The following is a 25,811-nucleotide window of genomic DNA, read 5'->3' as shown; positions in this document are numbered from 1 at the left end:
CACTTTCACTTTATACGATCAAATTATCAATTATCTTGAGATAATCAATTCTTGGCGTATATCTTGGGGTAATCTCTATCGCTTGATCCTCAAATTCAGTTAAAGCAATAGATTTTCTACCTCCTGTATGCATTCTATCCCAAAACAATTCTAATTGTTCGAATGGAAGATAAAAATAACGATCAAATGCCGAAAAACGAACAAGTAAAAAACAATAGCCATGTTGTTTCATTACTTTTCTCATATGTTCCATTTGATGTGAATGAACATTCTTCAAAGGAAATGCTGTTCTATTTTCCGTTTCTTTTGCTTCAAAGTCAATATATTTCCCTCGGTACACACCATTAAAATCAGTTGTAGAAGGAGTTCTGTAATATGCTTCTCTAATAACGGCACTACTTCTACTTGGATAATCAACTTTTACTACTTGTATTGGAATTGGTTTTTTATAAATTACAGCTATTTCATTTGAAAGATAATAGTCATTCGCGTCATTTATCTCATCTTCCAACGTTTTACCCCTATTACTAAAAGAATAATCCTTTTTATTTATTCTTATTTGTTCTTTCTTTGGCGTGTATATTTTTCCATTTGGATAATGAATAGCCAAGTAGATCACCTCTTTATGCTATTAGTTTATCACAAGTTAATTAGACGAAAAGCTTACCGATTTAGTTTCACTTACGAGCAAAATCTTAAAATATTATACTCCTACTTATATTAGTTGCAAAGAGCTCTATCGAGTATATGACGATACTTAAACGTAGATACACTCGAATAAACGAGGTTAATATTCTTGTTTTAATATATAGGATATTTTAGGTCTTCATAAGCTTTTAACTCGCTTCTGCAGGCGGTAGCTTTATAAGTGTAGGAAGTATTTATTCACTAATTATCCAAACACAAACGCATCATATCCTCACAAATTCCAAGATGGCGACGGACAACATCCGCCACAAAATGACCGAAAATGAGAATTTGGAACTCCAAAGCTAATAGTGTAGATCAGTTTTTCTGCGATGAGTAACCGCAGGAGCAAATGTTTCGTCCAAAGCACTACGGAATTAGTGAGTTCAAGAACTTATTGGTCAGCTATCGCTATATGTCGACACTTCACTAGTTTTGTCCATTTGAGAGAACGTTTGTCGTTAGGGAAGGTATTTACATAGAAAAGAAGGAACATACTCTAAAAAGGGAGGAATTAGTATGAATAAAATTGAACGTTTAATTGACCAATTGGAACTATTAGAGTATTTGTTGGAAAATCGTTTACATGACGAACAGGATAAATTTAAGGAGAACTTTAGTAAATCATCTTTTCAACTTCTAGCGAAGATTGAAAAAATTGAAAAAAAATTATAAGGAATGTATGTTCGTTTGAAGCTAGTATTATGTTTAGGAATTTGCTAAACTGTTACTAGAAGGCGAGGGATTACTTTGTCATTATTAAAATTAAGTTTGCAGCTATTAAAAGAATGTGATGATTGTATCATCCGTTTTGAAACATATAGAGAAGAAGATAAAGATCCAGATTTTTTTAAAGACGTTAAACCACATGCTTATCAAATTGATGTATTGTTACAAGAATGGGAAGAACTTGTTCGAAAGTGGATACAGATGAAACGTCCAAAATATGTTCATCCAAGTCAGGTTGATTCTTTGGAAGAGTCCATGAAGCAATTTATTGTTCAATCTTATTACAAAGGTACAAGTAAGAAACGATTTTTAAAATCGGTTCACTCATCAAAATATACAATTGAAACAATTATACAAGCTATTAGAGAAGTGGGTGATGAGTTTGCATAAGAAAAAAAGCATCCGTCAATTATTAGATGATTGGAAAATAGACGAAAATAGAAATAATAGAATTTTACATGTTCATTCAACAGAAGAAAAACAGGCAAAATATGCACCTTTTCCAGATAATATGCATGTTTCCATTCAAAAAGCATTAATTAGCCGTGGAGTGAAAAAATTGTATATGCATCAAAGACTGGCTTTTGACACTGCATTATCTGGAAAATCATATACGACGATTACTCCTACGGCTTCTGGAAAATCTCTTTGTTATCATCTTCCAGTTCTTCAGTCTATTTTAGACGATCCTACCTCGCGAGCCATTTACTTATTCCCAACAAAAGCATTAGCACAAGATCAAAAAAGTGATTTGAACGCTCTTATTCAAGCTAGCGAGGAAGAAATTCTAAGTTTTACCTACGATGGGGATACAGAGCCTGGAATTAGACAGAAAATTCGAAAGTCAGGTCATATTGTTTTAACAAATCCAGATATGCTCCATTCTGGAATACTTCCTCACCATACTAAATGGGTGTCTTTATTTGAAAATCTAAAATATATAGTGATAGACGAAATTCATACATATAAAGGTGTATTTGGTAGTCATGTTGCACATGTTATTAGGCGTTTACAAAGAATTTGTGCTTTCTATGGTAGTCATCCACAGTTTATTTGTACTTCCGCAACTATTAAAAATCCAAAAGAACTTGCGGAATCATTAACAAATACATCGCATACATTAATCGATAATAATGGTGCACCTGCCGGTAGAAAACATTTTGTCTTTTATAATCCCCCAATAATTCATCCCGTATTTAATGTGAGAAGGAGTGCAATATTAGAGGTAAGAGATTTAGCCCAGGAGTTATATGTTAATGGCATCCAAACGATTGTATTTGCTAAAAGTAGAGTTCGAGTAGAAATGCTAGTTACTTATTTACAAGCAATGGTAAGTAAAAAGATAAACGATCAATCAATTCGAGGTTATAGAGGTGGCTATTTACCATCTGAAAGAAGAACAATTGAAAAAGGATTAAGAGAAGGAGTCATTCGAACAGTTGTAAGTACTAATGCACTTGAGTTAGGTGTTGATATTGGACAATTACAAGCCTGCATTATGACTGGTTATCCTGGAAATATTGCTAGTGCATGGCAACAAGCAGGTAGAGCTGGGAGAAGACAAGACGAAGCGCTAATTATTTATGTTGCACAGTCTACAGCGCTTGATCAATATGTTGTGAACCATCCAGCATACTTTTTAGGCCAATCTCCAGAAGAAGTGAGAATCCACCCTGATAATATGATTATTTTAATGGATCACTTAAAGTGCGCTGCCTTTGAGTTACCATTCACTGCTATTGATTTATATGCTGAATTTAATGTTCAGGATTTATTATCATTTTTAGAGGAGGAAGGCGTTTTATTAAAAACAGCAGAGAAATGGCATTGGATGTCAGAAAGTTTCCCGGCTAGCAATATTAGTTTGCGATCTGCCTCTCAGGAAAACGTTGTTATTATTGATCAGTCAATACCAGCAAAAACCCGAGTAATAGGTGAGATGGACCTGTATAGTGCAATGACTCTTCTTCATGAAGAAGCAATTTATCTACATCAAGGAACCCAATTCCAGGTAGAAATACTAGATTGGGACGAAAAGAAAGCATTTGTACGAGAAGTAGATGTAGATTATTTTACAGATGCCAATATTGCTATAGAGTTAAAGGTGTTGAGTGAGGATAAAGAAAAAGAAGTTAATTTTGGAACATTGCATTTTGGAGATATAATAGTGCTGGCTCAGCCAACCATATTTAAAAAAATTAAATTTGATACGCACGATAATATTGGATCAGGAAAAATTCAATTACCTCCTATAGAATTGCATACTTCATCTACTTGGTTTAGTTTCAATAAACCAGAAAATTGGACAGATACATTACTATCGGATGCAATGACAGGGGTTGCTTATGCACTTCATTCTTTTATACCGTTGTTTATTCATTGTGATGCAAAGGACATTCACGTTGTCCCTCAAGTAAAATCTATAAATAAGGAAAAACCAACTTTTTATATATATGATAGTTATCCAGGTGGTATCGGTTTATCGGAAAGAATGTTTGATTTATGGAATGAATTAGTTCCAAAAGTAACGAAACAAGTGGAAAATTGTTCATGTTCAAAAGGATGTCCTGCATGTATAGGTGCGCAGGATGCATCGTTAAATTTGAAAATAGAAGTATTGAAATTACTTTACTATCTAAAGGTAAATGAAAATGTCATATGAAAAAAAACTTATGCAAATGAAGGGTCTTGTAAAAAAGAACCTTATAAAAGAGCAACCAAAAGAATTAGTAACAAGCAATGAGGTTCCATTTTATACAGATGCATGGATGAACGCAGGTTTAAAACCAATTCAAAATGAACACGGATTATTTTTTCTAAAAGAAACTTTTTACTCTGAACACCATATACATGGAAATATTGCACTCAGCAAACTTTCAAGTGCGATAGCGTATATGAACAAAAACTATCCAAATCATCCACTCACAATAGATAAAAATTACCCTTTTACTTTTTATGATACTGAAACTACTGGTTTAAAAGGGACAGGTGTACTCATTTTTTTAAATGGACTATTAAAAAAAGTGGATCATGGTTTTCTTTTAAGCCAATTTGTTCTTGCAGATCCTAGTCATGAAGCTGCATTTTTATTTGCCTCAGATTTTTGGAAAGATGTACAAACTGTTATTACGTATAACGGAAAAAGTTTTGATCTTCCACAATTACAAACTCGTTGGACGATGAACCGAAACATACTACCAAAACTAATTCAACATGAACAAATTGACTTAATGCACTCTTCCAAAAGAATTTGGAAAGGTGAACTGGAGAGATTCAAGTTGAAACAAGTGGAAGAACAGAAGTTAGGTTTCGTAAGAAAAGAAGATATCCCTGGTCATCTAGCTCCTATCATTTATTTTGATGCAGTAAAGAGTGGGAATCCAACTAACTTAATGAAAGTTCTAAAGCATAATGAATGGGATATTCTTTCCTTAATTACCTTATATATATTGTCTGTGGACTTACTAAAAGATGATGAAGTTATGGAATCTGCCCTAACATATACGAATATTGGAAAGTGGTTTAAAGATTTAAAAACAAAGGAAGCAAGTTTCGAGTGGTTTCAATTTGTAGTAAACCACTTTTCAAATGAAGATGCTTGCCTAGCTTATTATTATGTAGGCTTACATTTAAAAAGAAACCAGTTATTTGATGAAAGCATTCAAGCATTTCAAACGTCATTAAAGGAAATAGACGGGAAATATCGAGTGATAGTTTATATTGAATTGGCGAAATTATATGAACATCAAAAGAAAAATTATGAATTAGCTTTGGAAATAACGTTCCAATGCTCAGTATACATGGAGAAAATAGTAAGTGAATTGTCACCGTTAAAGCTATTAAGGTTTAAACAAGATCTTCAAAAAAGAAAAGAGAGAATAACTAGGAAATTAAATATTTCCCGGGAAAGCGCACAAGTTAACAAAAAGCGCGTTGTATTGCCTTAAAATACTCCATTAATCGACATGGTTATGCTATAATACTGATAGCGAAATGCAGATGGAAGGAAGATACAATATGGAAATGAAATTAAAAGCTTCGGATATCCTAGAGAAAGAATTTAAAACAGGATTAAGAGGTTATAACCAAGAAGAAGTTGATATCTTTTTAGATGATATTATTCAAGATTATGAGGCATTTGAGAAACAAATTTCCCAACTTCAATTAGAAAACAAACAATTAAGAGATGAATTAGCAGATGTTCCTAAAAGAGTCCCACAAGCTCCACAAACAGGAGCAACTAATTTCGATATATTAAAAAGATTGTCTCATTTAGAAAAACATGTTTTTGGAAGTAAATTGTACGAATAATTATATTAATTCTTAGGCATTGTAACTAGTCCAAATATCGTTTATAATGATAATACCACTTATATATTCGGGCAATCGCTGCAATGCTAGACATTGTAGAGGAAAGTCCATGCTCACACAATTCTGCGATGAATGTAGTGTTCGTGCTTAGTGAAAAAATAAACTAAGGCAGCTAGATTAGCTGACGGCGGGATGAAGGCCTAAGTCCATTAGGATATGGCTGAAAATCTCTGAAAGTGCCACAGTGACGATGCTGTATAGGAAACTTTACAGGTGGAACGAGGTAAACCCCACGAGTGAGAAACCCAAATTATGGTAGGGGCATTTTCTTGAAGGAATTGAACGGATAGAAGAACAGAAGTAATTCTGTAGATAGATGGTTGCCATCTACATCGTACGAGGTAAATCACCGTTTGAGTACCGTAGAGACAAAACATGGCTTATTGAATGTATGAGTGGATAAAATTAAATGATTAAAAAGCTCTCCATTCTAGGAGAGCTTTTCTATTCTTACATAATAAATACTTTTAACTAAAGGGTTTATATAAAATACATAGTGAGTGAATGTAATTATTTTCTTAATCATTCGTGAAAGTAGGTATCCCATGATGAAGAAAGAGCAACCACCAGATCAATTTTATTTGTACCCAAATAAATTAGTGGACGAAGTTTTTCATTCAACTACTGAAGGCATTATGATTACAGACCATCTGATGAACATTTCACTTGTAAACTCTTCCTTTGAAAAGGTTACTGGTTATTCATTAGAAGAAGTTCGAGGGATAAATCCACGAATTTTACAATCTGGAAAGCAAGATGTAGAATTCTATAAAAAAATGTGGGATGCAATAAAAACAAAGGGTGTTTGGCGCGGTGAGATTTGGAACAAAAGGAAAAACGGAGAAATTTATCCAGAACACCTGTCTATTGCAAGTATTTTAAATGATCAAGGAGAAGTTACAAACTTTTTTGGGGTTTTTTCAGATATATCTCATAAAAAAACTGTAGAAAAAGAAATAGAAGAGCTTACTTTTACTGATCCTTTAACAAATATTGCAAATCGCAACTCCTTTAATGAATCCTTAAATAATCTTATCCATAGTTCTAAACAATTTGATAATTTACATGCTGTATTATTCATTGATTTAGATCGGTTCAAACAGCTAAATGAATCGGTTGGAAATGATACAGGAGATTTGATTTTGACCGATGTTGCTAATCGAATTAATTTAATTGTTCAAAAAAAAGATTTCTTTGCAAGATATGGTGGAGATGAGTTTTTATTAACATTAAGTAATATTCAATATCAAAAAGAGGCTGCTAATTACGCAAAAAAAATAATAAAGATGTTAAATAAGCCTTTTTATATAAATGGGGAAGAAATATATATAACCTCTAGTATAGGAATTAGTATTTATCCGCAAGATGGTATAAGTGCAGGAAAACTAATACATAAAGCGGATAAAGCTATGTATTTTGCCAAGCAAAATGGCCGAAACCAATATGCATTTTATTTTGAAGAATTAAAGCGTGATTCTAAAAGATTACTGTATCTTGAATCAGAACTTAGAAAAGCTATTCAGAAAAAGGAATTCCATATTTATTATCAACCGAAAATTTCAATAGAAAAACAGGAAATTATTGGTGTAGAAGCATTAGTAAGATGGCAAAATGATAAATTAGGAGCTGTATCTCCGGGAGAATTTATCCCTTATGCAGAAGAGACAGGGCTAATCATTCCATTAAGTGAAGTAATTATTGAAAAAGTATGCATGGATATTATTGAATGGCGAAAGAAAGGGATGCTTAATCTTCTAGTTTCAGTAAACATAGCATCTTTACACTTTCAACAAGATGACTTTATTGAAAGAATAAATGCAATCCTCATGCAATATAATTGTAGTCCAAATCAATTGGAATTAGAGTTGACGGAACGGACAATTATGAACGATGCAGAGGGGATTGTCGAAAAACTAATCAAATTAAAGAAAATGGGTTTTAAAATTTCTATAGATGATTTTGGTACTGGCTATTCTTCATTAAGCTACTTAAATCGATTTCCGCTTAATTATTTGAAAATTGATAGTAGCTTTGTGAAGCAAATAACATCATTAAAGGATAAACAAGCTATTGTAGATTGCATAATTATGATGGCGCATCGATTACATATTAAAGTTGTAGCAGAAGGTGTAGAAACTAAGGATCAGGTAAAGCTTTTAAAAGAAATGGATTGTGATATTATCCAAGGATATTATTATAGCAGACCAATTCCTAGTAATGAGCTATTGGATTTCTTCGAACTATGGGAAATTCATAAGGAAGAAAGGAATGTACTATGACAAAATTTAAATTAGTAGCAACTTCAGCAATGGGGCTAGAATCGATTGTTGCGGATGAAGTGAAAGCATTAGGATATGAGACAACAACGGAAAATGGGAAGGTATATTTTGAGGGTGATGAGAGGGCAATAGCTAGAGCTAATATATGGTTACGAGTAGCGGACCGTGTAAAAATAGTGGCAGCTCAGTTCCCTGTTAAGACTTTCGATCAGCTTTTTGAAAAAACAAAAGCAGTACAATGGGAAAAGTTTTTACCTGTAGATGCTGCTTTTCCGGTTCAAGGAAAATCAGTCAAATCTACTTTATTTAGTGTTCCAGATTGCCAAGCAATTGTAAAAAAGGCTGTTGTCGAGCGACTAAAGTTAGCCCATAAACGCATTGGTTTTTTGGATGAATCAGGTGCTACTTACAAACTTGAAATTAGTATTTTGAAAGATATAGCGACCATTACAATTGATACTAGTGGGGCGGGTCTTCATAAACGAGGTTATCGCCATGAACAAGGGGAAGCGCCATTAAAAGAAACACTTGCAGCTGCTCTTGTGAAAATTTCCAAATGGAACCCAGATCGTCCTTTTGTAGATCCATTTTGTGGTTCTGGAACAATAGCGATAGAGGCTGCTATGATTGGGCAAAATATTGCACCTGGATTTAACAGGGACTTTCACAGTGAAGAATGGTCATGGATGCCTAAGACAATATGGGAAGATGTAAGAGAAGAAGCAGAATCACTTGCAAATTATGATCAAGACCTTCAAATTATTGGTTCTGATATTGATCATAAAATGATTCAAGTTGCGGAAAAGAATGCATTTGAATCCGGCTTTGCAGATATTATTAAATTTAAACAAATGCAAGCAACTGACTTCTCTACAACATTAACTGATGGTGTCATGATTGGTAATCCTCCATATGGCGAACGAATTGGAGAAGTCGAAGAAATCGAGAAATTAATCAGTGACTTAGGATATATAATGGAAAAATATCCTTCTTGGTCCATTTACATGTTGTCATCAATGGAAAACTTCGAACAGTTATATGGAAAAAGAGCAACAAAAAAACGAAAACTCTTTAATGGATTTATACGGACAGATTTTTATCAATTCTGGGGTAAACGATCTTAATAGAAGATTATTTAAAAATGATGGGGACAAAAGTCTCAGTCTGACGGAAGGGAATATCTCCTTTCCGTTCTTATTTTATTTTGGAGGAGTTAATATATGAAAAAAGCGTTACCTTTTCAATTATCAAAAGACCGTTCTTTCTTCGAATCATTAGGTGATTGGATGGGAGATGTATTGTACGATGAGTTACCAGAGAAAGGTTTTGAATGCCGTGATGAACAAATTTTTATGGCATATCAAATAGAAAAAGCGTTGAAAGAAAAAAACGTTTTGTTTGCGGAAGCAGGTGTAGGGACTGGGAAAACAATTGCCTATTTATTACCAGCAATTTCATACGCTCGTTATACTGGAAAACCTGCGTTGATAGCTTGTGCAGACGAGACATTGATTGAACAATTGGTAAAAGAAGCAGGAGATATATTCAAAATACAGAATTACTTAGATATTAAAATTGACGTTCGTTTGGCAAAATCTAGAAATCAGTATTTATGTTTGAAGCGATTAGAAGATGCCCAAAAAGATATAGAAAATGAATATTTCTTAGAGGAAATAGAGGACCTAATTCCTGATTTTGTCTATGGACATTCTTCGCTTCAGCAAATATATCCATATGGGGAACGTAGTCAATTTCCTCGTGTAAGTGATGAAGATTGGCAAAAAGTTAATTATCATCCTACACAACAATGCATGGTTTGTGACATGAGAAATCGCTGTGGGCAAACAATTCATCGACAAAATTACCGAGAGTCCTCAGATTTAATCATTTGTTCTCATGAGTTTCTAATGGAACATATTTGGACGAAAGAATCGAGAATTAGAGAAGGACAGCTACCATTACTTCCAGAAGTCTCGATGACAGTATTAGATGAAGGCCATCTATTGGAATTTGCAGCACAAAAGGCTCTTACGTATGAAGTTCAAAGTGAAACACTTGTACGTCTATTGGAAAGAATTATGGTGGATGGTATAAGAGAAAAAACATTATATTTAATGGAGCAATTACAAGAAACACATGATGAGATTTTTGGCTTAATCAGAAAAAATAGTATATCTCAAGATAGTGAGCGCATGACAATAGAAAAATCCGATCTACTTATTCAAACATGTAAAAAAGCCATAAAGATCACTGATGACTTATTAGAAGAGTTTGTTTTCGAATCTGAACTATTCACTATTCCTGAATATGAACTTCGAATGGTAGAAGAATTTTTAGAGCAATATTCTTTTTCTTTACGCTTATTCACGGAAAAAGGGGATGGTGTTGAATGGCTTGAAATAATTGATGGACATGAGACGCTAATCATTATGCCGCGTTTAGTTACTGATATATTAGATGAAAAACTATTCTCATCTAAAATGCCAATTATATTTTCTTCTGCTACATTATCTATACAAAAGGATTTTACGTATATTGCAGACTCATTAGGAGTTGATAAATATCAATCGTTTTCAGTAGCATCGCCTTTTGACTATGAGGAAGTAATGAAAATCTATGTAAACAAAATGGAGCAAGAAAAGAAAATAGCACATGTTCATAAACTGTTAGAAGATAAACAACAGACTCTGATTTTATTTAAATCAAAAGCAGCTATGGACCAATTCCGATTTTCAAACTTATCTACAATGGATATCGTATTTGAAGGAGATCGAGAGCTTTCCACAATTGTGAAAGAGTTTCAAAATGGAGACTTTGCAACTCTTTGTTCCTATCATTTATGGGAAGGTTTAGATTTACCAGAGAAAGCTTTAACGAGAGTCATTATATTTGATTTACCGTTCCCGCCTGTTGACCCATTATTTGATGCAAAGCGTAAGTTTTCAAATAATCCATATGAGGAGGTAGATTTACCTTTCATGCTTTTAAGACTTCAACAAGGAATAGGAAGGCTTATTAGAACTTCAAATGATTATGGAGAAATCCATATATTGCTTAATGACGAAGAGGCTGTAACAGAAAATCGTTTTGTGAATATTTTGCCTACATCTATTCAGAGCTAATAAACATATGGTAAGCTTAAAATAGAGGGAAAAAGGGGGAAATAATTTTGACGATTGAGCAGCAGTTTCTAGACTTTGTAAAAAAGATTGGTGCATACAATGAAGCATTAGGGGTTTTATACTGGGATATGCGCACTGGGGCACCGAAAAAGGGCATAGATCAACGTTCTGAAGTAGTAGGTGTACTTGCAACAGATGTTTTTAATCTATCTACATCAGATGAATTAAAACAATTATTAGATGAGCTAGAACCTACGATTGATTCCGGAAATACTGTAACTAAACGTGTATTTGAAGAAGTAAAAAAAGAATATGAATTAAGTAAAAAAATACCAGCTGATGAATATAAAAAGTTTGTAATTCTTCAGTCTAAGTCCGAATCTGTTTGGGAAGAAGCTAAATCCAAAAATGATTGGAATATGTTCCAACCTTATTTAACAGAAATAGTTGATACGTTAAAGAAATTCGTTGAATATTGGGGAGTTAAGGATGGTAATCCGTACAATGTCCTTTTAGATCAATATGAACCAGGTATGACAACGGAAGTTTTGGATACAGTATTTGGTGACTTAAGAAACCGTATTGTTCCTTTATTGAAGAAAATTTCGGATTCACCAAACCAACCAAAAACAGATTTCTTATTTAAACATTTTGATAAAAAGCAACAAGAAGCATTCAGTCTAGATATACTAAAACAATTAGGTTATGATTTCGATGCTGGTAGACTAGATGAAACAGTTCATCCTTTTGCTACTGGTTTAAATCGTGGAGACGTTCGAATTACAACAAAATATGATGAATCAGATTTCCGTTCTGCTGTATTTGGAACAATTCATGAGTGTGGTCACGCACTTTACGAACAAAATGTTGGAGAAGAGTTAACTGGAACTCCTTTATCCGGTGGCGCTTCTATGGGAATTCATGAATCTCAATCACTGTTTTACGAGAATTTTGTAGGACGCAATCCGAAGTTTTGGGAACAAAACTATGAGAAATTACAAAGTTATTCTCCTGAGCAATTTGGAAACGTTTCAATGGAAGACTTTTTACGAGCGATTAATGAGGTGAAGCCTTCATTAATTCGAATAGAAGCAGACGAGTTAACTTATGCATTACATATTATGATTCGTTATGAAATCGAAAAGGGTTTATTCAATGGAGATTTCAAAGTAGAAGAATTACCAGAAATATGGAATAATAAGTATGAGGAATATCTTGGTGTTCGACCAGAGACTAATGCAGAAGGAATTCTACAAGATGTTCACTGGGCAGGGGCAAGTTTTGGTTATTTCCCATCTTATGCTTTAGGATATATGTACGCGTCTCAGTTAAAAGCGGCAATGTTAAAAGAAATTCCAAACTTTGATGAGCTATTTGAAAATGGAGATTTATCTCCAATAAAAAATTGGCTTACACAAAATGTTCATCAATATGGAGCTGTGAAAAAACCACTTGAAATATTAAAAGATGCAACAGGGGAAGGGCTAAACGGCAATTACCTTGCTGATTATTTAGAAGAAAAATATTCGAAAATATATCAATTATAAAATATATAAAGAGAACTGAGCCTTTAAAGCCTAGTTCTCACAGACTGAAGTCAAACTCGATAATACTGAGTTTGACTTCAATTTTTTTCAGAACATTTTTATGCAATGAACAGGTTGATTTCCGCTGCAGGCGGACACTTACCTCTAGTCAATAGTAATTTCTATAAAAAGCAAATTAAAGAAAGTAATCCATTCAACGAGTTGTTGCTTTCCCTTCCTGCGCTCGCTTTCTGCGGGCATGGTCATAAGATTACCGAAAAGAGAATTATGAAATTTAATCCCTAAAAATGGAAAAGTAGGGGAGGAATTTAACCACGCTCTACTTTTTAATTTCCTTCGATAGTAAGGACGAGATGCTTTTCTTTTACCAGAACTTATATCCAATAGATCCCGGAGGTGCATTTTGAATAATATCAATAACAGGAACTGTATAGGCAAACAATATTAATACAATACAAACAGTCAGCCAAATTTTCCAGTTTTCAAGTGCCATCGGAGTTTTTTCTGCATGCTCAGAGACTTCGCCTACAGGAAACTCTGTTTCACCTTTTGGGGCAAACCATAATATGTTTGCAATAATATAAAGAACTAAAACGATACCGATAAAAAGAATTGTTCCCCCAACAGCCTGCGCAATCTGATAAGGAATCCATTCCGCTGCTTGAGTAGAATCACCGTAAGTAGAAAAAGTAGATCGACGTGGGGCTCCAAGTAATCCAACGATATGCATGGAACCCGACATGATTGACATCCCAACTGTCCATACAATAGCTTGAATTATAGCAAGTCGATTCATTTGTTTTGTTAAAATTCTTCCTGTAAGGTGAGGGATTAGCCAATAGGATGCTCCGAAAAAAGTTAAAACAACTGTAGTTGCCACTGTCAAATGAAAATGACCTGTTACCCAAATCGTATTATGAATTAATTGGTTCATTTGATGAGAAGCATTTATAATACCTCCTGCACCGGCAGGTACAAATGCAACCATTCCGATAAAAGGAACTACAAATCGTGCATCTCCACAAGGTAATTGTTTTACCCATCCAAATAAACCTTTCCCACCTAATGCACGTCCACGAGTTTCAAAAGTTGCAAACATCGAGAAAGCAGTTAAAAGGGAAGGAATAACCACCATTAAGGTCAAGACCACCTGCAAAAATTTCCAAAAAGAACTGATTCCAGGTTCAACTAATTGATGATGAAATCCTACTGGAATTGAAAACAAAAGGAACAAAATAAATGATAATCTAGCAAGAGAATCGGAGAAAATTTTTCCTCCAATTATTTTTGGAATAACTACATACCAAACCATATATGCTGGTAATAGCCAAAAATAAACAAGGGGATGCCCAAAATACCAAAATAAAGTACGTGACAGTAATACATCTACTTTATCAACCCATCCTAAAGACCAAGGAATTAGCTGGAATAAAACCTCAACAGCCACACCTAAAGAACAAATAATCCACATTGTTAAGTTCACAATAACCATAAAAGTAAGAAGGGGACTCGGTTGTCCTGGATTAGCCTTACGCCATTCTGTGTATTTTAGAATTTGTCCCAATCCACCTATCCATGAACCAACAATAACAAGTGCTAAACCAACATAGAATATCCAGTGGGCTTGTAATGGTGCATAAAATGTATATAATACAGTTGCTTTATTAAGCAACACCATTGTTGAAGCTGAAGCGGTTCCAATCGTCATAGTCCAAAAGCCAATCCAGCCTAATAAACGTTGCTTGTCTGTTAATGTTCCAGAAGTTCTGCTTACTGCAGCAATTTGAAAACCAAAAATAAAATATGTTGTTAAAATGAGGCCAAGTAAAACACCATGTACAGTTAAAATTTGATAATAATTAATTCCCCAAGGGAGCGTAAGTTGACCGGAACGGACTAATGTTTGTAAAAGACCACAAAGACCTCCAATTGCTAATGCTATAAATGAAACATATATATGAGCGAGTGCTAATTTCCCATCTCTTTTATCTACTTTTACAAGATCTTTTGTTCTTTCTGAAATTTTTGTCATTTTACTCTACCACCTTTAACATGGAAGTCATGGACGCATGCCCAAGTCCACAATATTCGTTACATAATATTAAGTATTCACCAGCTTTATTGACTGTTGTTACATATTCAGATACATAGCCTGGCTCAAGCGTCATGTTAATATTTGTTCCGGCTACCTCAAAGCCATGCACTACATCTTTTGTAGTTGCAATAAACTTAACTTTTGAGCCTAAAGGAATATCAATCTCTGGAGGATTATAGTAAAATGCCGAAGCAACAAAAACTACCTCATAATCCCAGTCCTTTCCTTCTACTTTATGGACACCAGGGTTATTGAATGGGCCAATTTCGTCTACTCTTACAGGATCAACATATACTTTTGCACTTGGCGGGTGAGAACCATAATGAAATGCACTAAAACCAACCACAACTAAAAATAATACAAGTGAGCTAACACCAAATATTAACCACCATTTTTCATACTTATGAATATGCATCATTTTAAACCTCCGATTTAATCTTGAACTTCTCTAAACCCTTAAATATTTTCAGAAGCGGATAGAATCACCTCTAAAGTGTTATCAATTTTAAACTCGTAACTCATAGAAGTAGGTAACTTCCATTGATTGGAGTTAAAATCGATCAATAAACAAGTTAAATGCCAAGAACCAAGTAACTAAAATGAATGCACCTAAAACTCCTACAGAATACAATGTACCTTTTAAATCCGGCTCTTTTTCGTGCTTTTTCGACATATACTAACACCTCCTGGGAAAGAGTTCCTGTGTAATTAATATTAAATAGAAATAGAGTGAGATGATGTGATAAATGTCACAATTGAAGGGGATAATGTGAACTAAATGTGAAGAAAGGAGAAGCCTAAAATAATTTTCAATTAAAAAAAGACTTTCTCTAAGTAGAAAGTCCGTGAAAATAATTATTCATCAATAGTTAAGATAATCATTAAATCACCAATGTCAGATATTTCGACAGGTAGCTTAAAAGCATGCTGAAAGCCAAATAATTTGGTAGTTCCAACTATTACCGTAGGAGGGGTAATGTCGATTTCAACATCATTTCCCGCAACGGAAGTACATAAATTACCTGCAATCATATTTCCTAACTCACCTGTAAACGATTCTAGCATTTCACCTTCTAGTGGCATGCCAAACATAGTAGCACCAATAGATGAGAAGCAATTGGCAGTTGAATCTATAATTATTCGTCCTTTAACATCCCCAATTATCCCTATAAGAACAGCCATCTCTTTTTGCTCAAATGGTTGTACCATTAAAGAAGGGGATTTTATTTCCATCGTAAGAGGGATAACAGATTTTAATGATTGTATTGTTCCATTTAGTATAGTTTGTATGTGTTTTGACTCACTCATTCTTTCCCTCCATCTAGTAAAGATGGCTTAATTTTATCATAAAAGTAATCCCAAATGAATACTTTATGTAGAAAATGTCGAAATACTGTGCTATTATTTAAATGAGAATGAATTTCAAGTTCAATTGAAGGGGCGATTTGTATGATTCTTTTATTAATTGCATCAACAATCTTATTATATAGTGGGGTTACAGCTTATGTTTTACGCTCAACAACGCCGCATGCAAAATAACAGTATTAATATTGATGACTTCGTTTGTTCTTCTTTAGAAAGACAAATGGAGTCATTTTTTTATGAATAAAACTACCATTGCTCTCAACAAGATGACGACGGACAAACATTTGCTACAAGATTCCCGAGAAAATGGATCGTGAAGTGACGTAGCCACTTCACGATCCAAAACTCCGCTGTAATAGTGTTACCAATGTTTCATCCAAAGTACTCTGGTAATGGTGAAGGCAATCTGCACCTAAAGGGCGCTTGCGCTTTTCATAAAGATTAAGATTAAGATTAAGTATATGAAATATCGTGTTCATTGTGTTGTGTTTTTAGTTTCACAGAATTTTTAATGCTAATTTGTGCCATCTCACATAAAGTTAACTCTTTACATAGAGAAATGGTTGCTCTCACAATAAAATTGGTTGCTTTCTTCAAGGCGTTTGTTGCTTTCAATGTAGAATCTGTAGCTTTCATCTATATTTAGTCGCTCTATGACAGTTTTTAACTTTTTAGTGGAGCCATGTAAACTTAATAATATCAGTAATCCTGTGTAATTGGAGAAAAATAGGCAGCATCCATTGATTAAGAAGCGCTGAGCGGAAGAAATTGTATCTTCGTCCGCTTTTAAACGTATTGGAAAGGATTTATTCTCTCATTATCCAAACCTAATGCACCTTGTCTCTACATATTTCAAGGGCGACGGACAAACATAAGCCACAAGATTACCGAAAAAGGAGGATCTGGAAGTGACATAGTCACTTCCAGATCCTCCATAAAAATATTAGTTAATAATGTAGCTTTGTTTCATCCAAAGCACTTAGGAAATAGTAAAGACCAGTTGCGTTTTTCTTATACATATATACTTATTGGCAAGCTCGTCGCAAAAATCTAATGAACGCTTTTGTGTTCATTAGATTTTTGCTATGATATACATACATTGTCGAATTATAAAGGAGATTTACTTTTAAATGATTAATATGGATGAGCTACATTATATAAAAGAGCAAAATGCGTTACTTGCTACGTTGTTCCAACATGATAAAGATGAAGAACGATATGCAAAAGCAAAACTATTTGCTGATAAACTCGAAAAAGGCACGTTTACAATTGCATTTGCAGGGCATTTCTCAGCTGGTAAATCTAGTATGATTAATGCATTAGTAGATGAACACTTACTTCCGACAAGTCCGATTCCTACTTCCGCAAATATTGTGACTGTACAAAAGAGTGTTGAAAATTATGCGCTTGTTCATTTTATTGACAGAGCACCAGTAAAATTTTCGGGTGATTATGATATTCAATTGGTAAAAAAATACTCAAAAGACGGAAGTAAAGTTTCTCAAATCGAAATTGGTTATTCAGGGTCTCGTTTGCCTGAAGGGATAACAGTTATGGATACTCCAGGAGTGGATTCAACAGATGATGCCCATCGAATATCTACGGAGTCAGCACTTCATCTTGCCGATATTGTTTTTTATGTGATGGATTATAATCATGTACAGTCTGAGCTAAATTTTCAATTTACAAAGCAGTTACTTCATTACAACGAAAATGTGTATCTAATAGTGAACCAAGTTGATAAACACCGAGAAGAAGAATTATCGTTTGATGCATTTAAACAGTCAGTTGCGAGTGCATTTAAAGCTTGGGCGGTCGAACCAAAAGATATTTTCTATACTTCCTTAAAAGATAAAAACTTTTTACATAATGATTTTTCAAAAGTGCAACAAATTGTCCAACATTCGATTCAGAATAAGGAGCATTATTTTCTTACTTCTGCAAAAGCCACTCTTGAGAAGTTAAAGGATGAACATATGCAGTTTCTAAAAGATGAAAAAGAAATTTGTTTAGAAACATTTGAAGATCAGTTAACAGAAGATGAATGGACTAATAAAGAAGAGATAAAAGAACAATTAAAAATATCTCAAAAGCAAGTAGAGCTTCAAGATCTAAGTCTTTGGAAAAAAACTTTTGAAGAAAAACGGAAAGATATATTAGAAAATGCCTCTATAATGCCATATGAAATGCGAGACTCCCTTAAATTATTCGCTGAAAGCATGCAGGGTTCCTTTAAAGTAGGATTTTTAGGAAGCAAAAAGAAAACAGAAGAAGAAAGACTAAGGAGGCTTGAAGAAGCAAGACAATTACTTGAAAAGGTAATATTAACGAATATAACAGTTCATCTGAAACAATTGATGAAAGGCATGTTGAAGGATGTTTCACTTTTAACAACTGAACGGACGAATGAAATAGATGAGAGAGTATTTGGAATCTCTTCCTCGTTAGTTAGTGAGCCGTTACATGATGGAGCTAGTACAACTGGTGATGCAATTCTACATTATGCAAATCGTGTTCAAGATGCGGTTACACGTTTTTTTATTCGAGAAACAGACAGCTGGAAAGATCAAACAATGCGTTTTATGCATGAACATCCGATAGAAGAAACAGAAAAGATTGCTCAAAAAACACAAATTTTAAATGAAAAGATGTTGGCAATTCAAACGGTAGAAGAGATAGACATAAAACTTCATTCATTCGAACTAGCGATAAAAACGCCGGATTTAGCTCTAAGAAAAGAAAGAGATCAATTAATTGTTGAATGGGAAGAAGAAAGACAAAATTTCCGAAACTCCATTACAGAATACGATCCATCTATAGAGGTTAAGGAAAAAAGTATAGAGAAAACACCATCCTCTATGGAAAAGCCTGAAGAAGATATACTACTTTCACCTGCGGCTGTATTAAAACGAGCAAATAAAATTGCGGAAGCATTAGAAGAACTTCAAGCTTTCAAAGAAGCAGCCAATGTGATTAAACGAAAGGCAAAGCGAGTAGAAAAGCAACAATTTACGATTGCTCTATTCGGGGCATTTAGCGCAGGTAAATCTAGTTTTTCAAATGCATTAATGGGTGCAAATGTTTTACCAGTTTCACCTAACCCAACAACTGCTGCTATTAACAAAATTCATCCTATTTCCGAAAAACATCCGCATAATACTGCAGATGTTACTTTCAAATCGAAGGATCAATTATTAGAAGATGTATCATTTGCCTATAGCCAACTAGGGATTACCGTTATGTCCTTAGAAGAGGCTTTTGATCAAGCGAGCATGGTATTGAACGAAACTGTAACAGCGGAAGTGCATAAATCTTTTATTACAGCGTTTCATAAGGGGTATCCAACTTTCCAAAATCAGCTAGGAAAAGTCCTTCGAGTTTCTGGTGAAGAGTTTGGGATGTTTGTTGCAGAAGAATCTCGAAGTTGTTTTGTCGACTTTATTGATTTTTATTATGATTGTGAACTGACGAGACTTGGCGTTACTTTAGTGGATACACCAGGGGCAGATTCTATTAATGCTCGACATACTGGTGTTGCTTTTGACTATATTCGAAATGCTGATGCTGTATTGTTTGTGACGTATTTCAATCATGCATTCGCGAAAGCAGACCGAGAGTTTCTAATACAACTTGGCCGTGTAAAAGATGCCTTTGAACTTGATAAAATGTTTTTCGTTGTAAATGCTATCGACCTTGCAGATACCGAAGAAGAAGCTAGTCTGGTGAAACAATATGTACAGGGGGAACTTCAACGATTTGGTATTCGATTTCCGAGGGTATACGGAGTCTCTAGTTTACAAGCTTTAAAAGAAAAGCTGGACCATGTTGGACTACATGAGGGCATGGTGGAATTTGAAGAAGCATTCCATCGATTTTTGGAAAAGGACCTAAAGCAAATAGCTGTGACCTCATTAGAAGAGGAAGCTATTCGTCAGCAGACAAAATTGCATACATTAATAGAACAAACGGAAACGAACCTTGCTAGAAAAGATACAAGGCTAAATGAATTGCGAGAACAAGAGCAAAATGTACGTAAGCGTTACTCTAACTCATTGTCTTCTGTTGTTATGAAGGAAGCAAAGCAAGAGCTTGAAACGTTGTTATATTACGTTTTGCAACGTGTGTACTACCGTTTTAATGAATTTTTTAAAGAGGCATATAATCCTTCTTTATTTACCAATACATCTGCTCATGTAGCGTTAGAAATAGCATTAAAAGATATACTTGGCATGCTTCGATTTGATTTAGAACAAGAAATGCGAGTGACCAATTTTCGGGTATTGCAATTTATTCAAAAACAAATAAAACAGTTGGAAAAAGAAGAAATACGGGTATTAAAAGATTGGAATGCTAGCTTTACATTTACGCCACATGAGAGTGAAAATCGGAATTTATTACAATATGTAGGTCCTTTTAATGAAATAACAAAATACGAAAACGTCAAATCTTATTTTAAAAATACGAAATCCTTTTTCGAAAAAAATGAAAAAGAAAAGTTGCGGGATGCTTTGTCCGAACAAACAAAAGTAGAAGCACAAAGCTACTTGAATAAAGAGCAGGAAAGACTTACACAATGGGTAGAGCAATATGTCGATGCGGAAACAGAATCAGTTCGTTTGAAATGGCTTAATGAATCTATTATACAGATTGATTCTGAGCGTAAATTATTGGAACAAGAAGCAACACTTGAAAAATGGAAAGAAATCTATGCAAGTATTACAAAAGAAGGGAGATAAGAGGATGAGCAAAGTTTTTATCGATTTAAAAGATTTAGATGCAAAAAAAGTCCGTTATATTGATACTCGTTTTGAACTTGGAAATGGGGATACTGGAAGACTTATGTATGAAGCGGGGCATTTAGAAGGGGCTATCTATTGGGACTTGGAAAAGGATTTATCCGATATGCAAAGTATATTTGGTCGTCATCCAATGATTTCAAAAGATAAGATGACAAACCTTGTAGAGCAAGCGGGTCTATTAATAGATGATTCGATTGTCATTTACGATCAAGGTGGATCTCCATTTGCATTAAGAGCATATTTTTTATTAGATTGGGCAGGCTTTACCAATATTCATGTCCTTCGTGAAGGATATGAGGAAGCAAAAAAGGTTCTTCCAGTTTCAGAGGTGAGACCAAATTATTCCCCTACGAATGTAAAGTTGAATTGGAAAGATGAACAATACGTTGATATAGAAACGGTTAAGAAAATTGTTGCGGGTGAAATAGAAGCTCAATTAATTGATGCTCGTTCTTCTATTAGATATCGAGGGGAAAATGAGCCAATAGATGCTGTGGCAGGACATATTCCAACTGCTCTTAATTTTGATTGGGAACAGTTAAAGCAGGAAGGAATGTTTTTGAAACAAGAAGCATTAAAAGAAAAATTGATTGGTTTAACCGGTTTATCAAAGCCTGTTATTGCTTATTGTGGAAGTGGTGTTACAGCTGCTCCATTGTATGCAAGCTTAAAGGAAGCTGGATATGATAACGTTAAATTATATGTTGGTAGTTACAGTGATTGGATAAGAGAACAAGAGGTGGAAACCTCTTTGTAAGAATGTAATTTATATGTAAATCAGAGAAAAGGAAGTCATTTGAGTTCCTTTTCTTATTGATTGAAGAGAAATTTTTTATTAACATATGCCCCATCTTTGTTGGCTATTATTTCGGCATAAGGGAGACCAAAAACTGTGTAGGCGATAACTACTGATGAAATAAGTTCTCCATTTTCTTCATCAATGGATTCAATTTCATATGAAACAATTAAAAGCTGATCTAAAGAATTATTAAACTTATCGGTAGTCATTTTCATGACGTTCATTGCAATATCTCTGCTATTATTATCCTCATAATCCAAGAAATTTGTTTCTAAGAAGCTGGAAGGCAAAAATGCTAAAATTCCAATTATTAGCATTGCCAATTTTAAGTATGCCTGCCTTTTTTTTTGAGAAATAATTTTTTTGTTCTTCTTATTCATATTGAACAACTCCAATTCACGTTTTGCATCTTAATCTTTTTTCAAAGTAATAGTAAGTGTATTAGTATATTATTCAATGCCTACTAAAATTAATCCATCATTCCTAACCACTATTCGTTAGGGAAATCAAAGTGTTGAGAAAGCTACAATAGAACACTCCATTGACCGAAAAGTGGCAGAAAACATTTATGAGTATCCCGTTTTTACATTTCTCGATGTTTTCGTCTGTGGTAGTGCCATTGTTGGATGTATCTGAGAGAAATAAAATTTTTCTCTGGGATATAACCGTAGGAGAATATTGAGTCTGTAGTTGGACAGTAACTGAGTAAGAAATTATTATACTTTTTTAGAAAAACAAAATAATATCTTTTTATATACATTTTAGGTATAATTAATTGTCGTATGTAAACATTTATAGTATAATGGGCAAATTGTATACGAATGAAATGAGGAATTTACATGAAAAAATCGATATATGGTCTAACAAAGGACCAGTTAATAGAGTGGTTATTAGAACGAGGGCAGAAAAAATTCCGAGCGGAACAAGTCTGGGATTGGTTATACATTAAAAGAGTACAGAGCTTTGAAGAGATGAATAATGTGAACAAAGACTGTCTTCAAATTTTAGAGGATAATTTTGTCATCCAAACATTGAAACAGTCTGTAAAGCAAGAATCTGCGGATGGAACGATAAAATTCTTATTTGAAATGCAAGATGGCAATCTAATTGAAACTGTGTTAATGCGATTTAATTATGGTCTATCCGTTTGTGTAACAACTCAAGTTGGATGTAATATCGGCTGCAGTTTTTGTGCAAGTGGATTACTTAAGAAAAATCGTGATCTAGATTCCGGGGAAATCGTTGGTCAAATTATGAAAGTACAAGAGCATTTAGATAATTTGAACAAGAATGAACGTGTTAGCCACATAGTAGTTATGGGCATTGGCGAACCATTCGACAACTACACCAATTTAATGAGTTTCTTACGTGTCGTAAACGATCAAAAAGGACTTGCAATTGGAGCAAGACATATCACGGTTTCTACTAGTGGGCTTGCGAAGAAAATAATGGACTTTGCCAATGAAAACATTCAAGTAAATCTTGCAGTATCATTACATGCACCAAATGATGAGCTTCGTACACGTATTATGGTGATCAACAAAGCGTTCCCAATCGAAAAAGTAATGGCTGCGGTTGACTATTATTTAGAAAAAACTAACCGACGAATTACATTTGAATACATCCTACTTAGAGATGTAAATGACCATGTGGAAGAAGCACAACAACTAGCTAAACTTCTTGAAAATAAACGTCATTTATCCTATGTAAACTTGATTCCTTATAACCCGGTAGATGAACATGGCCAATATCAACGTAGTTCCGAAGAATCAATCAGCGCATTCTTCCAAACGTTAAAAAATAGAGGTATTAACTGTGGTGTTCGTATGGAACAAGGTACAGACATTGATGCCGCATGTGGTCAACTTCGAAGCAAACAAATTAAAAAAGAAAAAACTACTGTATAAGAAAAGAAATTAAATAATATATTTGGCATCGCTTTTAGCGGTGCTTTTTCTTTTGTACTAATATATGGATTTGAAGGTTATTGAAAAACTCTATGATATTTAGAGCACAAATAATAAAGGGAAATAATTCATTTAATTATTACGTTGTTAAAAGTAAAATGTAAGTAATAAGTACAAAAAGGAGGTTATTAATGAGTAAAGAGAAGTCGGGATCTCAAATTGTATTGGGAATAATCGGTGTTTTTACATTGGTAGTTGTAGTAGGGGTTTATGTATATTTTTTTCGTGGAATGACCCAGGATATAGATTGGCTTAGTATAGATAATGTGAATGTTTCTGATAATTCTATTGTTATTAAAGCTTTTAATCCAAATAGCGGACAAATGATTACTGGTTATGACTATACTAAGGAAGATAAAACAGTGTCTATAAAAATTAGGGGAACATTAGTAAATGGATTGGGGAAATCAATATCCGAGGATAATATCGTTATTAATGGAAATTTCTCGAGTATAGAAAAAATTGTCTTACTAGGGAAATCCAAACAGAGTAAAATCATTTGGACCAAATAAATTAGAGCCGCATAACCAATATGGTTTATGCGGCTTTAATAATGCGTAAAATATTTTTGAGTTGATGAAACTTAAGGGAAATAATTAGCTTTTATCTATATAGAAGTGCAAAGCTATTATCTAATTCCTTTTATAAGGGGGATTAAGGATTAATTATCCAACCTTATGCATTATACATATACAAGTTTTAAGACAACGACGTAAAACAAACTTTCAAAAGCTTACCGAAAAAACAAAAATTTTTCAAAAAAAGTGTAGCTGTTATTTAGCTCCAAATAAACTGTAATTAATGAAAACACAGAGCACATAAGTAGTATTAGAACTTTTCTATCTGTTGTAATTGTTCGAACAAACGTGAAAGTTCAAACATTCACGTTTGTTTTGGTGCCTGGCACCTGAAATATAATGGTATTGACTATCTTTCGAATGCAGTGTAACATATCTTTAAATTGACACTTTAGCGAGTTGAATCGTTAGAGTAAATGATTTTACTAGGGGGTTTTGATAAAGATGAGAAAAAGTGTGAAAAGATTAGCGTTTATGCTAATAGGGGCAGTACTGTTATTGGCTGCTTGTGGAGGAAATGAAAATTCAAGTTCGTCTCCTAAATCAAGTGAAGGAGCAAGTTCAAGCAATAATACTAAAAAATTTAAAATTGGTGTTACACAAATTGTAGAGCATCCATCATTAAATGCTGCATTTGATGGATTTAAAAAAGCTTTGGAAGATGCAGGGATTGATGCTGACTATAAAGTAGAAAATGCTCAAAATGATAATAGTTCAAATACAACGATTGCAAATAATTTAGTGAGCTCAGGTGTTGATTTAATTTTCGCTAACTCTACTCCAAGTGCTCAAGCTGTAGCGAGTGTAACGAAAGATATTCCAATTGTTTTTACATCCGTTACGGATGCAGTAAGTGCTGAGCTTGTTCAATCGATGGAAAAACCAGGTGGTAATGTAACTGGTACTGTAGATACACAACCAGAAGCAATTCCAAGTACTATAAAATTTTTAAAAGATGAACTAGGCGCAAAAAATGTTGGCATGGTATTTAATGCTGGAGAACAAAATTCACGTGCACAAGTAGATGCAGTGAAAGAACAAATGAGTGCTGTAGGTTTAAATGTAGTGGAAGCTTCTGTTTCTACTTCAGCTGAGGTGAAACAAGCAACTGAATCACTGATAGGCAAAATAGATTCATTGTATATTATTACAGACAATACAGTGGTATCTGCTCTTGAGTCCGTTATTTCTGTTGCGAACGATCACAAGATACCGATGATGGTTGGTGAGTTTGACTCTGTTAAAAGAGGTGGATTAGGCGCATATGGATTTGAATATTTTGATATCGGTTATGAAGCAGGGCAAATGGCTGTGAAAATTTTAAAAGGCGAGAGTACACCAGCTGATTTACCAGTACAATATCCTCAAAACTTAAGATTTGTATTAAATAAAGAAACGGCTGATATCCTTGGTCTAAAAGTTAAAGACGAGTGGAATTCGGAATTTGTGAAATAGATAGGAGATTGATTCTTT

Annotated in this window: 20 protein-coding genes and 1 other RNA gene; 15 read left to right on the top strand and 6 right to left on the bottom strand. The window is 34.0% G+C overall.

Annotation, left to right across the window (positions count from 1 at the left end; all coding sequences use genetic code 11):
- Positions 1-10: 10 nt before the first annotated feature.
- Complete coding sequence (gene recU, locus ACTSKG_RS04745) at positions 11-610, bottom strand: Holliday junction resolvase RecU (RefSeq protein WP_464756996.1); 600 nt, start codon at positions 608-610, stop codon at positions 11-13.
- A 596-nt stretch (positions 611-1,206) separates the two neighbouring features.
- On the opposite strand from recU, the gene ACTSKG_RS04740 reads away from it, so the two are divergent.
- The 10 genes from ACTSKG_RS04740 to ACTSKG_RS04695 all read left to right on the top strand — a co-directional run bounded on the left by ACTSKG_RS04740 (position 1,207) and on the right by ACTSKG_RS04695 (position 12,735).
- A complete protein-coding gene (locus tag ACTSKG_RS04740) occupies positions 1,207-1,362 on the top strand; it encodes a hypothetical protein (RefSeq protein WP_387580223.1) in 156 nt (51 codons plus the stop codon).
- Between the two features lie 75 nt (positions 1,363-1,437).
- Complete coding sequence (locus ACTSKG_RS04735; RefSeq protein ID WP_464756995.1) at positions 1,438-1,806, top strand: YppE family protein; 369 nt, start codon at positions 1,438-1,440, stop codon at positions 1,804-1,806.
- Positions 1,799-4,078: a DEAD/DEAH box helicase gene (locus ACTSKG_RS04730; RefSeq protein ID WP_464756994.1), complete on the top strand. Its 2,280-nt coding sequence runs from the start codon at positions 1,799-1,801 to the stop codon at positions 4,076-4,078. The genes ACTSKG_RS04735 and ACTSKG_RS04730 overlap by 8 nt, the downstream gene beginning before the upstream one ends.
- Entirely contained in the window at positions 4,068-5,363 is a 1,296-nt protein-coding gene (locus tag ACTSKG_RS04725; protein ID WP_464756993.1) for a ribonuclease H-like domain-containing protein, read from the top strand. The genes ACTSKG_RS04730 and ACTSKG_RS04725 overlap by 11 nt, the downstream gene beginning before the upstream one ends.
- A 70-nt stretch (positions 5,364-5,433) precedes the next feature.
- A complete protein-coding gene (gpsB, locus tag ACTSKG_RS04720) occupies positions 5,434-5,727 on the top strand; it encodes a cell division regulator GpsB (RefSeq protein ID WP_387580233.1) in 294 nt (97 codons plus the stop codon).
- Positions 5,728-5,790: 63 nt separating this feature from the next.
- Positions 5,791-6,175: RNase P RNA component class B (gene rnpB / locus ACTSKG_RS04715), an RNA gene on the top strand.
- Between the two features lie 157 nt (positions 6,176-6,332).
- Entirely contained in the window at positions 6,333-8,066 is a 1,734-nt protein-coding gene (locus ACTSKG_RS04710; protein ID WP_464756992.1) for a putative bifunctional diguanylate cyclase/phosphodiesterase, read from the top strand.
- On the top strand, positions 8,063-9,190 hold the full coding sequence (locus ACTSKG_RS04705; protein WP_464756991.1) for a THUMP domain-containing class I SAM-dependent RNA methyltransferase: 1,128 nt from the start codon (positions 8,063-8,065) through the stop codon (positions 9,188-9,190). The genes ACTSKG_RS04710 and ACTSKG_RS04705 overlap by 4 nt, the downstream gene beginning before the upstream one ends.
- A gap of 96 nt (positions 9,191-9,286) precedes the next feature.
- Positions 9,287-11,188, top strand: a complete 1,902-nt coding sequence (locus ACTSKG_RS04700) for an ATP-dependent DNA helicase (protein ID WP_464756990.1) — start codon at positions 9,287-9,289, stop codon at positions 11,186-11,188.
- 47 nt (positions 11,189-11,235) lie between these two features.
- Positions 11,236-12,735 (top strand): carboxypeptidase M32, encoded by a 1,500-nt coding sequence (locus tag ACTSKG_RS04695; RefSeq protein WP_464756989.1) that lies wholly within the window; start codon positions 11,236-11,238, stop codon positions 12,733-12,735.
- 364 nt (positions 12,736-13,099) lie between these two features.
- Here the strand turns inward: ACTSKG_RS04695 and ACTSKG_RS04690 are convergent, their stop codons facing one another.
- The 4 genes from ACTSKG_RS04690 to ACTSKG_RS04675 all read right to left on the bottom strand — a co-directional run bounded on the left by ACTSKG_RS04690 (position 13,100) and on the right by ACTSKG_RS04675 (position 16,138).
- Entirely contained in the window at positions 13,100-14,767 is a 1,668-nt protein-coding gene (locus ACTSKG_RS04690) for a b(o/a)3-type cytochrome-c oxidase subunit 1 (protein ID WP_464756988.1), read from the bottom strand.
- Position 14,768: 1 nt separating this feature from the next.
- Positions 14,769-15,245 (bottom strand): cupredoxin domain-containing protein, encoded by a 477-nt coding sequence (locus ACTSKG_RS04685; protein WP_464757974.1) that lies wholly within the window; start codon positions 15,243-15,245, stop codon positions 14,769-14,771.
- A 135-nt stretch (positions 15,246-15,380) separates the two neighbouring features.
- On the bottom strand, positions 15,381-15,503 hold the full coding sequence (locus ACTSKG_RS04680; RefSeq protein ID WP_464756987.1) for a cytochrome c oxidase subunit 2A: 123 nt from the start codon (positions 15,501-15,503) through the stop codon (positions 15,381-15,383).
- A gap of 182 nt (positions 15,504-15,685) precedes the next feature.
- Entirely contained in the window at positions 15,686-16,138 is a 453-nt protein-coding gene (locus ACTSKG_RS04675; protein ID WP_464756986.1) for a chemotaxis protein CheX, read from the bottom strand.
- A gap of 1,187 nt (positions 16,139-17,325) precedes the next feature.
- Between ACTSKG_RS04675 and ACTSKG_RS04670 the strand changes: the two genes are divergently transcribed.
- A complete protein-coding gene (locus tag ACTSKG_RS04670; protein ID WP_464756985.1) occupies positions 17,326-20,931 on the top strand; it encodes a dynamin family protein in 3,606 nt (1,201 codons plus the stop codon).
- 4 nt (positions 20,932-20,935) lie between these two features.
- Positions 20,936-21,751 carry a sulfurtransferase gene (locus ACTSKG_RS04665; protein WP_464756984.1) on the top strand — a complete coding sequence of 272 codons (816 nt, stop codon included), beginning with the start codon at positions 20,936-20,938 and terminating at the stop codon, positions 21,749-21,751.
- Between the two features lie 53 nt (positions 21,752-21,804).
- Here the strand turns inward: ACTSKG_RS04665 and ACTSKG_RS04660 are convergent, their stop codons facing one another.
- Complete coding sequence (locus tag ACTSKG_RS04660) at positions 21,805-22,173, bottom strand: hypothetical protein (RefSeq protein ID WP_464756983.1); 369 nt, start codon at positions 22,171-22,173, stop codon at positions 21,805-21,807.
- 459 nt (positions 22,174-22,632) lie between these two features.
- On the opposite strand from ACTSKG_RS04660, the gene rlmN reads away from it, so the two are divergent.
- The 3 genes from rlmN (at position 22,633) to ACTSKG_RS04645 (ending at position 25,793) form a co-directional block, all read left to right on the top strand.
- On the top strand, positions 22,633-23,700 hold the full coding sequence (rlmN, locus tag ACTSKG_RS04655; RefSeq protein WP_464756982.1) for a dual-specificity RNA methyltransferase RlmN: 1,068 nt from the start codon (positions 22,633-22,635) through the stop codon (positions 23,698-23,700).
- A 191-nt stretch (positions 23,701-23,891) separates the two neighbouring features.
- A complete protein-coding gene (locus ACTSKG_RS04650) occupies positions 23,892-24,272 on the top strand; it encodes a hypothetical protein (protein WP_464756981.1) in 381 nt (126 codons plus the stop codon).
- Positions 24,273-24,782: 510 nt separating this feature from the next.
- Positions 24,783-25,793 (top strand): ABC transporter substrate-binding protein, encoded by a 1,011-nt coding sequence (locus ACTSKG_RS04645; protein WP_464756980.1) that lies wholly within the window; start codon positions 24,783-24,785, stop codon positions 25,791-25,793.
- The last annotated feature ends 18 nt before the right edge of the window (positions 25,794-25,811 follow it).

It is taken from the genome of Psychrobacillus syltrankelensis (genome assembly GCF_055454035.1).
This window is presented reverse-complemented; position numbering and strand designations above follow the sequence as displayed.